Raw genomic sequence first — 10,142 nt, 5'->3', positions numbered from 1 at the left:
TACTAATAGCCGCTCTTCAAGTTCATTTTTTGTTCCTTTCAAACGCAAATTTTAAGCATAAATACTTATTGACGTAGTAGGTTTTAGCTTAACTTGACGCTAATGGCAAGGATGCCCACCCCACAAAAAATGAGTGGAGATTTTTTTATTTGAAAGTCCCTAAGTGTGACGTTGGCGTTCTTGTAGTTATATTCGTTTACTGAATCTCAGTACGCCATACAGCCACGAGTGAACCTTGAACTTGAACGCTTGAAGCACTTACTTCAATTGGCTCATATTTACGGTTCGCTGGTTGTAGAGTAACCATCTCTCCATCGCGATAAAACCGCTTCAAAGTTGTGCCGTGCCCTTCGACGCGCGCGGCAACAATTGTGCCGTTCTTGAGATAGTCAGGCTCTAGTACCGGACGCAAGAAGACTAAATCACCATCGGCGATCAAATCTTCAATCATGCTGTCCCCTGTCACGCGCAGTGCATAAGTTTGTAACGGCAATGACAAGTTCATAAAATCAACATGCTCTACTGCGTCGCTGTACGGCTCAATCAAACCGCCCGCTGCAATTGTTCCCAATACCGGGATTCCATGTCTTGACGCGCGTAATACTCGAATTGTACGAGCTTTACCTTCATTCCATTCAATGTATCCCTTCGTGCGTAAATGCTCAAGACGGCTTTGAATTGGCGCCGGCGATTTCAGATTCATCGCCTGCATCATCTGCCTGATAGAAGGTGAATGTTGGTGCATACGGATATATTCCGTTAGCCATTCGTACAATTCTTTTTGCGCTTCCGTTAGTCGTTCCATACAATCTTAAATTAGGAGTGAAAAACAAATCTCCCTAGAACATTGGTACTACAAAAACACCAAATGCACCATACTTTTTGAATAATTGATCTAAAACTTTATATTTAGTAGGTGAGTGATGGGGACGTAGGGAGAAATAAAGTGGTTGTACTAAGTAAGTATACCCGTTTTTCGGCTTAAAATCTCTATGTTACAAAAATTTAGTAAAAATGAACTTAGAATTTTTGGGATCGGGCGAATTCAAGCCAGTCAAAAATCAATTTTAAGTTTCATTTTCAGAAATTTACTCACGTGAATCTTTTTTTATTCTGCCCCTAAAAGACTAGCAAGTAAAGCTTTTTGAGCGTGCATACGATTTTCAGCCTGTTCCCAGATTCGTGACTGCGAACCCTCCATAACAGAATTTGTGATTTCTTCATCACGATGGGCTGGTAAGCAGTGTAAAACAATTGCGGCAGGGTCAGCAAGACTTAATAATTGCTCATTGATTTGATAAGGCTGGAAAATGGGCAGTCTATCAGTAGCTTCCTGTTCTTGCCCCATACTTGCCCAGACATCGGTGTAAAGTACATTTACTCCCTTAACACCAACTTCAGGGTCATTAGTCAAAGTCACTTCGGTTTTGTCCCGTGCAATTTCGCGGGCAAGTTCAACAACTCTTAAATCTGGTTCATACCCGTTGGGTGTTGCAATTCTTACGTTCATCCCAACTAAAGCGCAACCTAACATTAAAGAATTAGCGACGTTATTACCGTCACCAACATAAGTCAGCGTTAAGCCGTGAAAACAGCCAAAAGACTCTTGAATTGTCATCAAATCGGCTAACACTTGGCAAGGGTGTTCCAAGTCTGTAAGTGCGTTAATAACGGGTATTTTTGCGTAATTCGCGAAAGTTTCGAGTTCCTGTTGAGCAAAAGTACGGATTGCTAAAATATCTAAATATCTATCCAAAACTCTAGCTGTATCTTGTATTGGTTCACCGCGACTAACTTGAGTTACATTTGGATTTAAATCGATTACTTGTCCACCTAGCTGATACATTGCTACAGTAAAGCTGACCCTAGTCCGTGTAGAAGCTTTTGAAAACAACAGTCCTAAAACCTTATCGCAGTGCAACTTGACCTGTTTTGATTTTAGCTGGGTTGCTAATTTGAGCAGAGACTCAACTTCCTCACCCGTCAAATCTGCCAAACTTAATAAATCTCTTCCAATCAACGCTGCCATGCTTTATGCCACGAACAATAGTACTAAAATTGATTTTACCCAACCATGTTCGCTCGCGAGTAGCGCCCTTCCTCGTGACGAGAGCTAACTAGCTAACACTTTTTGGATATTTCTTTTGTTTAACCAAGATTTGAGGTCACTGTCAATGGGTTGAGATAACTCATAAGAATATTGACCCTTTTTACAGATAAACCACATTCGCAGAAATTTATAAATCATTCTTCAGACAGAGAATTTATCAGGACTTACGCTCTGGGCACATAAAAACCGTAGGGTGCGTGACGCTATAAGGAAATTTCAACGTAGATATTAAGACTTGTAGCGTCACGCACCGACTCATGATTGTGACTTAGTAGAAGTTTATAGGTGTGGCGTTCTTGATACCGAATGTGTAACAAGGTTTGTTTGAGTGCAGGCGCCCATATATGGCACCTCCACAATCAACCAGCAAAAATTAAAATTTAGGTATTTACAAAAAATGAGTCTATGCTATAATGAGTGACTGTTGAGCTAAATAAACAATCTCACGCCGGCATAGCACAGTGGTAGTGCATCCGACTTGTAATCGGAAGGTCGTTGGTTCAAATCCTACTGCCGGCTTATAATAAAGAGTACTTAAATAAGTTCTGGGTAATTCCCTGTTCGGATGAAGTCATATTAGTCTCCTATGGTTCTTTTAAGTAAAATAGCAACTAGCAAGCCAGTCATTAAATAACCGATTATTGTTTCTGTCACAGTTAATATCCTGCCGATAGGAGAGATAGGTTGGATATCAGTACCTGATGTAGTAAACGTCATTGCTGAATAATAAAGGCTATTCCATAAACCTGGTTTATTTAGTGAGCTTGGAAAAATAAAATACATAAATGCGAACAATAATATTGTTGTTAAGCAAAATAAAGAAAATCTTACAAAAGAAAGTTAATAGATTTAGCTAGTTTTTGTTAACGGCGTATGCTATGATACACGATTGTGCTTTATTCTCCCAGTCGTTTGAGAATAAACTTAACTTTAACCAAGCTGGCACTGCTTCTCTGTATATATGCCATATATATATGCCATATGTACCTTTGATGTAATGCTAACCTACACACTTATAAAGCTAGCGACCCATTTACGGAAAGCCTTTTTAGCGGCTAGTTGTCCAATAGTTTTACTTTCAGTAATAAAACGAGGAATTTCTTTTACTGGTACTGGTTCAAACGTTGGGCTAATTTGAACTTCCTCATATTTTTGACCCTTAAGAACGTAAATTTGTAGCGTAGTACCATTGAACCGCCAAAATTCAGGAATTCTTATTTTCGCGTACAAGGACAATTTATCTATCCTTGACCGAGAGTATTCAACCTCAAGTACTAAATCTGGTGCTGGGTCTTCATCTAAATTAATATTTTCTCTACCCCTGACCACTTGTTCGTTTTGAATGTAGTAACTGGTGTCTGGCTCACCTCCCTTCTCTAAGTCATCGCGCGTTAGTGTCGTTGAACCAGTACTCTTGACCTCAAATCCAAACTCCTCGCACAACACCAGTATAAAACCTTCAATTATGCGGTTTGAGCTTTCATGAGGCATTAATGGTGTCATAATTTCCAGCAACCCATCAGAATAAGCAATTCGATTAACGCGCGACTGTCCCATTTCTGCCAGCATAGCCTTAAATGTTTGCCAGCTAATGTTTTCTAGTACAGTCCTAGTTTCTGCGCTCTCTGTTGTTACAACCATTGTTTTTATAAACTCACTGGTAGTCTTTCTTCATATTTACCTTGTTGAATAAGCTTGTTGGCTTGCTTCAATTTGGTCTAAACGGTCGGGTTGTGATTGACTCATAATTATTGGTTTTGAATAAACGTGTCTGTGCTGCTCACGCAGGCACCTTTACTTAAACAAGCTATCTGAGGTTAGGTTAATTTTGATGCATCTGCTCTAAAATCTCCAATCCCTTATCTACTTTAGGCTGGTTAATAAGCTGTCTGCATTTGCGTCCAGCTTCAACAGCTTGACGCATTAAATTATGCCCTTCTTTATATTTACCTTGTCCAATAGGCTCGTTGGCTTGTTTGCTTAAGTCTTTGGCTTGCTTCGACAAAGCTTTTATTTCAGTTCTATCCATTTTCCTGCTCCGAAATTACAGAACTTATCGATAGGCGCCCGCTCAAATACTTTTTCGGAATCGTAGGGTGGGCACTGCCACCTTACTTTTGCGTGTTTATCTCTTGGTTGTGAAAATAGTTGTAAACATCATTAACATTCCGCCAACAAGAATTGTCATGGCAAGTCCGGCAGTAATCAAATCTAATGTACTTTCGTTCATATACTTGGTTATTAATTACTAAATCTAAGATGTTATGAGATATGAGTTTATCTACTATCCCCTATCCTCTAAAAATCAACACCCCTCTTAAGTTCTACACCTTGGTTGGCGTAGTGTTTATGACAGTAGACTTCTGAATGTACTGTTGCTAAATCGAAATAAGCTGGTTGGTTTTGACAGCGACCTGTAATTACAACTTCAGTATCGCGCGGTTTGCGAAGCAGTGCTTGGACAATTGGCTCGACTGGAAGTAGTTCTAAATCTACTGTAGGGTTGAGTTCATCAAGAATAATAGTTTTGTAAAGTCCGGAAGCGATAGCAGTTTTGGCAATTTCCCAACCGCGTTCAGCTTCGACGTAATCTAATTCTTGACGTGAGTTACGCCATACAATCGCGTCGCGTCCGCAACGCTGATGGTCTATTACCTCTGGATATGATTGTTGTAGGGCTGAAATTGCTGCATCTTCGGTGTAACCGCTGCCACCTTTGAGCCACTGCATTATTAATACGCGCGTTGAACCTGGGTGATTTATACCTCGCCCAATTGCTTGTAATGCTTTACCTAAAGCACTTGTTGATTTACCTTTACCAGCTCCGGTATATATTTCAATACCAGTTACTCCCTGTAACACCGCTGATTCGTGGTGATGGGGTTTCATTTCGGAGTGTAAATCAGATATATCTAATAGCTTTTGCGGCGCCGCGCGTCCTGTGGTGATTATTTCCAAATCATGGGGTTTGGTTTTGAGAACTCGGACAACTTCATCGATATCGAGTAAACCTAAATCCATGACGGGGTTTATTTCGTCAAGTACTACCACTGAATATAATCCTGAAGCAATAGCGCCTTTGGCAACGTCCCAACCACGCGCGGCTTCCTGTCTGTCAAAACTTGTAATTTCATGGAGTCCAAAAAACTCAGCCCGACCAGTACGAACTTGGTCGATCAAATGAGGAAAACCACTTTGCAAAGCTGCAATGGCGCCGTCTTCATCGTAGTGACGTTCAGGGCCTTTAAGAAAACGCAGCAACAAAACACGATTAGTATTTGATGGTGTATTTATACCTAAACCTATAGAGCGTAGAACTACACCCAAAGCGGCTTGAGATTTTCCTTTTCCTAAACCATCATAAACATGGATTTGTCCTCTAACCCTTTGAGAAAGCACATTTGCAGTGCGAATACCGATGCCGTTCCTTACCATCTTACCCAGAGCTATTACGTCGCAGTGTTATATCTTAGCGCGTTTTCACCTCCTAGGTAATTATTCCATAGACCAACCGACCCTCTTGTGTTCTAAGATAATATTTTTTATAAATACAGAATCAAATTCTTATACGCAATAGTTATAGTTATGTGTCTTATACTATCTCTTGGTTAAATTGTATGGAAAGTTCTGTATCAAATAGTGTTAAAGAGCAAAAACAGTGCGATAATTTCCCCCAACAGCCCGATTCATAGTGTGCCTATACTTTCTCAAACACCACTACCGACAGTCGTATGCTAGATTTTTCTGGTTTTCCGTTTTTTTATGTGTCCCCAGTCTTCCCACTGGGTGCAATTCTGTTTAATTTTTTGTTTTTCACGCTTGCCATACCCATTGAGGCATATGTCTTAACTACTAGACTCAAATTTGACAAGCGTACTAGTATATTTTACTCAATAGCTATAAATCTATTTTCCGGCGCCATTGGATGGTTAGCGTTTTTTATTGTAGAACCACTCTTACCACCTGAATTGAGGTCAGAATTAGTTAGCTATGTTTTTTTTAATCAACCAGTTACTAATACTAGTTGGTTAGTGATAATGATGACCGCTTTTATCATTTTCTTCACTACGTTCTTAATTAAGTTTTTCCTGTTGAAAGTGGTGTTAATGTCACTCCGTGAACCAGGCAAAGCACAACCAGAATCTCAACTTATCGGTCGTAAAACTTCACGGCGCCTAGGTCGTATGAAACTACAAAACACAAGTTTACTGACAACAATTCTAATTGCAAACTCTCTAAGTTACAGTGCCATAACTATTGTGATTTTAATTAGTACAGTGCGGCTGTAATTGAATAAACATTACTAACTAACATTACCAACGAACATTATTAACTAGTTGAGATACGGATATGAGAACGGGAATAGTCAGAGACTTATTAGGTCTTTTCAATATTTTTGAAGGTGTTTATGAGCGAATTAAAAAGATATTAATTCCGGAACGTGCGTATTCTTGGCAAACTTTGATTTATCTAAGTATATTTTCTTGGATCATGTCATCGCTAGCAGCATATCCAATCAAAAGTTTGATCGCGTTTTTCGGTTGGGTATTTTTAATCGCAGGTACATCATGGTATACAACCGACCAGCCTATACTTATCCCTGGTACAAATATGCCAGTTGGTGCTGTGATTACAGGATTCTTGGTTAGTGTTTTTGCTTTTGGTCACGAGGAAGATGTCATTACAACACGAACAATTGTATTGTGGCCTACTATTGCAGCAATAATTACAGCTATCCCAGAATTCTTTGAAGGTAGCGGGATTGATTCTAAACGTCAAATTCCCAAAGCCGAAGTCCGTCAAAGAATTATAGTTCTAGTTGGCTGTTGTTTAATACTTAGCGCTTGGATACAATTGTACTTTACTGTTGATAAATGGGCTAGACAGTATCCAAGCGTATTAGCTGATAGATTTGATCGCAGTGCTTTTGTAATTAGAACTGAAGCACCCACAAAAATTCCCAAAAACGGCGCCATCATCTTAAATAGAATACAGCCATTAGTTGAACAGCAAATAGCAGCAACATCTTGGTCAGATGTAGAACGCTGGTTAATAGACGCACCGCAGAAGGTAAACGCTTTGGGTGAAAAAGTTATAAACGACTTAAGTAGACAAAGCGGTAAAAAAGTTCGAGAAGGTCAGGTAGAAAGCATTGAAGAATGGCGCCTGTGGAAAATTGACTCGCGCGTTACCAACAACAAAGGTGGATATAAATTAGATATATTAGCTTTGTGGAACGGTCCTAGTTCGAGTTCTAAGCGTAACTACTTAAGTAAATCCTGTCAAATTGACCCAATTTCTAAACCAGCAGATACTTTAACGGTAAACATTAAGAAACCAGGTGAGAAAATTGTTGTTGCAGAAATTGAATGTAAAAAAGTACCCTCTTTCTTACCTGGTCCTCCTCCAGCGCCGAAGCGGTAAAAATAGAATTTAGGGGAATTGGGAGTAGGCAAATAAGTGAAGAAGGAAGTATAAATAATTTGGCAGTTAGGATTTGATGCCCCATTCTCTTTTTTCTAGCCTTTATTTTAAATTCCCCATTTCCATTGATATAATTATGAACTTTGGTAGAGTTTTTGTACTAGCAGGTAATGTCTTTCGTGAAGTTGTGCGCGACCGCATACTTTACATTATTGGTTTCTATGGCTTGATAACTATCGCTTCGATGCGTCTGTTGCCTGAATTCGCTGGTTCCACTGAAGACAAAATGCTCCCAGATTTTGCTTTTGCTTTTATGAGCGGGTTAGTTATGATAGTCGCGATATTTATTGGCACAAATTTGGTAAACAAGGAAATTGAAAAACGAACGATTTTGATGCTTGTTGCCAAACCTATTAGCCGCAGCGAGTTTATCACTGGAAAATTCTTCGGATTATCGGCGGTCTTAACAGTACTGGTTGTGGCAATGACTGTTATAATGCTGACCTGTTTACAAATTGCAAAAGTTTCTTACTCAATACAAGCCATTACGATTGCGTTAATATTCTTATTGCTACAACTATACTTAATCGCTGCTGTTGCAATTACGCTCGGTGTGTTCACTAGTTCATTACTAGCTACAGCTTTAACGTTTGGTATATATTTGATGGGTACTATTACTCAAGACCTACTCAAACTTGGTAATCTCAGTCGTAATCCAGTTATAGAGCGTGTTACACAAACTATATATTTAGTACTGCCTGATTTATCGCGCTTAGATTTCAAGAATGATGCTGTGTATGGTTTACAAGCCTTGCCTAACTCTGCAACTTTAATAGCTAACGCCAGCTATAGTATCTTTTATTGTGTAATGCTGTTAGGTTTAGCTATTCTTATTTTTTCTAAACGTGAATTTTAGCAGCTAGCTAAAGTTTTAAGTACATTGGGGGTTTTAACTGGCGCCCCCAAATCTAATTTATTTTGTTTACTCAAAAAATATTATATGTGGCTGATGAATTACTCCATCAGGCATGATGGTATCTGTCAATTTAGCATTATGGAAGTTAGCATCCTTAATATTCGCTTCAAACAAATTTGCCTGAACTAAATTTGCCCAAGTTAAATTGGCGCCTGTTAAATTCGCCTGATTCATATTTGCTTCAACTAAATTGGCACCGCATAATTTTGCGTTACTTAGGTTAGCTTTGATTAAATTAGCTTCAATCAATGATGCTTCGACTAATTGAGATTCACTCAAGTCAGCTTTTCGTAAATCCGCACCACATAACGACGCTTCCCAGCAATTTGCTCGTTTCAGCTTTGCACGCCATAAAAAGGCGCCACACAAATTTGCCCTAGATAAGTCAGCATCTATTAAATTCGCTTCACATAAACAAGCTTCATGTAAATACGCTTCTCTTAATTTTACCTTGACCAGGTTGGCACCACTCAAATTTGCACCCGTCAGTATTGAACGACTTAAGTTTGCTTGGTTCAAGTTCGCACCGACTAGATTAAACCCACTCAGATCAATTCCAGATAAATCTATTCCACTCAAGTCGCATCCACTCAAGTCCTTGTGCTGAAATGATTTATCTGTTTTGTCTGTCGCTTTATTAAAAATTTTTCTCAGTATTGATTCTTGTTTATCTACTTGATTGCTCATAACTTTCCTCAAACTCTTAGGGGTGCTGTTGCTGGTTGTATTTTAGATTACACTGACTTAACAGATGCTTAAGTAAAGAAGGAAACAAATTGTAAAAATTTTAGCGAAATATCTGTAAACATTCAAACAAGCTATTGGTTGATTTCATCTAACGTTTAATTTGTCGAATAATTTGTCAAATGGCGCCGATGACCATGTATAATTTACATTTGTGTCATAGTTCTTTAATACAAGTCAACAAACTTTGATAAATAAGTTTTAGACCTTTAAGCAATCTTTAGATTATCTTTATATCCTTTAAGATACAAGTTAAGGTATCTGAGAATGGAGATGCAAATGTTTACGTCTCTAAAGGGTGTAAAAGTAATTAAATAATAATTTAAGCGCAAATTTTCATATTCGTTAAGAAATCTATCTTTAGATAGGCCTACCTAAAGTCATAAATTTAATGTAGTACTAATAATCTATACAGGGAAGTATTTTTTTTAAGTTGTTGCCCTGTCAAAATATTAAAGAGATTCGTATATAAGTATGTAGCAGCAATGCTACTGGTTGCGTTACTCATTGAAATATTTCAGAAAAGTGGAGTGGTGATACAAAACGTGTGATAGCAAAAAAAAGTTAGTGAAATAAACAAAATATTTAGCTTCGTAGAGAATATTTTATGGTTCAACTCTGGTTATGGATTGGTGTCTTCAGTATGACACTGGGAAGTATTTTCTTTGGTATTGGTGTCCATAACGGCAAAAATCAGCAGTGGAAAATATTGTACACACTCAACTTCTTCATTTGCTTGATAGCTGCTGGATTATATCTAGCAATGGCATTCTGAGGGGGTGACGAAAACCTCTGAACCTCAGACACAGCAATAGTTATAAGCGCGCGTGCCATAAAAAGATAAACCCCATTTTTATACTTTATTGATTCTATAATCAATAAGCTTTG

At 38.5% G+C, this 10,142-nt stretch carries 11 protein-coding genes and 1 tRNA gene; 5 read left to right on the top strand and 7 right to left on the bottom strand.

The window, feature by feature from the left end:
* Positions 1 to 196: 196 nt before the first annotated feature.
* On the bottom strand, positions 197 to 805 hold the full coding sequence (gene lexA / locus AC2JBO_RS38700; RefSeq protein WP_496958945.1) for a transcriptional repressor LexA: 609 nt from the start codon (positions 803 to 805) through the stop codon (positions 197 to 199).
* A gap of 303 nt (positions 806 to 1,108) precedes the next feature.
* A complete protein-coding gene (argF, locus tag AC2JBO_RS38695; protein ID WP_496958944.1) occupies positions 1,109 to 2,029 on the bottom strand; it encodes an ornithine carbamoyltransferase in 921 nt (306 codons plus the stop codon).
* Positions 2,030 to 2,557: 528 nt separating this feature from the next.
* Here argF and AC2JBO_RS38690 point away from each other — a divergent pair.
* A tRNA-Thr gene (locus AC2JBO_RS38690) sits at positions 2,558 to 2,629 on the top strand.
* Between the two features lie 57 nt (positions 2,630 to 2,686).
* On the opposite strand, the gene AC2JBO_RS38685 is transcribed toward AC2JBO_RS38690, so the two are convergent.
* From AC2JBO_RS38685 to AC2JBO_RS38670, 4 genes are all read right to left on the bottom strand, one after another.
* Complete coding sequence (locus AC2JBO_RS38685) at positions 2,687 to 2,911, bottom strand: ion channel (RefSeq protein ID WP_496958946.1); 225 nt, start codon at positions 2,909 to 2,911, stop codon at positions 2,687 to 2,689.
* A 204-nt stretch (positions 2,912 to 3,115) separates the two neighbouring features.
* A complete protein-coding gene (locus AC2JBO_RS38680) occupies positions 3,116 to 3,751 on the bottom strand; it encodes a Uma2 family endonuclease (protein ID WP_496958943.1) in 636 nt (211 codons plus the stop codon).
* Between the two features lie 181 nt (positions 3,752 to 3,932).
* Positions 3,933 to 4,139 (bottom strand): hypothetical protein, encoded by a 207-nt coding sequence (locus tag AC2JBO_RS38675; RefSeq protein WP_496958942.1) that lies wholly within the window; start codon positions 4,137 to 4,139, stop codon positions 3,933 to 3,935.
* Positions 4,140 to 4,408: 269 nt separating this feature from the next.
* On the bottom strand, positions 4,409 to 5,545 hold the full coding sequence (locus tag AC2JBO_RS38670) for a cob(I)yrinic acid a,c-diamide adenosyltransferase (RefSeq protein ID WP_496958941.1): 1,137 nt from the start codon (positions 5,543 to 5,545) through the stop codon (positions 4,409 to 4,411).
* A gap of 296 nt (positions 5,546 to 5,841) precedes the next feature.
* Between AC2JBO_RS38670 and fraC the strand changes: the two genes are divergently transcribed.
* The 3 genes from fraC (at position 5,842) to AC2JBO_RS38655 (ending at position 8,450) form a co-directional block, all read left to right on the top strand.
* Complete coding sequence (gene fraC / locus AC2JBO_RS38665) at positions 5,842 to 6,399, top strand: filament integrity protein FraC (RefSeq protein WP_496958940.1); 558 nt, start codon at positions 5,842 to 5,844, stop codon at positions 6,397 to 6,399.
* Between the two features lie 61 nt (positions 6,400 to 6,460).
* Entirely contained in the window at positions 6,461 to 7,534 is a 1,074-nt protein-coding gene (fraD, locus tag AC2JBO_RS38660) for a septal junction protein FraD (protein ID WP_496958939.1), read from the top strand.
* A 136-nt stretch (positions 7,535 to 7,670) separates the two neighbouring features.
* Entirely contained in the window at positions 7,671 to 8,450 is a 780-nt protein-coding gene (locus AC2JBO_RS38655; RefSeq protein ID WP_496958938.1) for an ABC transporter permease, read from the top strand.
* A 66-nt stretch (positions 8,451 to 8,516) separates the two neighbouring features.
* Here the strand turns inward: AC2JBO_RS38655 and AC2JBO_RS38650 are convergent, their stop codons facing one another.
* Positions 8,517 to 9,197 (bottom strand): pentapeptide repeat-containing protein, encoded by a 681-nt coding sequence (locus AC2JBO_RS38650; RefSeq protein WP_496958937.1) that lies wholly within the window; start codon positions 9,195 to 9,197, stop codon positions 8,517 to 8,519.
* Between the two features lie 664 nt (positions 9,198 to 9,861).
* Between AC2JBO_RS38650 and AC2JBO_RS38645 the strand changes: the two genes are divergently transcribed.
* The gene (locus AC2JBO_RS38645; RefSeq protein ID WP_496958936.1) at positions 9,862 to 10,029 is read left to right on the top strand and encodes a hypothetical protein; all 168 of its coding nucleotides are present in this window, start codon (positions 9,862 to 9,864) and stop codon (positions 10,027 to 10,029) included.
* Positions 10,030 to 10,142: the final 113 nt, after the last annotated feature.

The sequence above is a fragment of the Calothrix sp. CBUCES-K 9914 genome, assembly GCF_059640475.1.
Note: the sequence above shows the minus strand (reverse complement) of the source record. Positions and strands in the feature narration are given on the sequence as shown.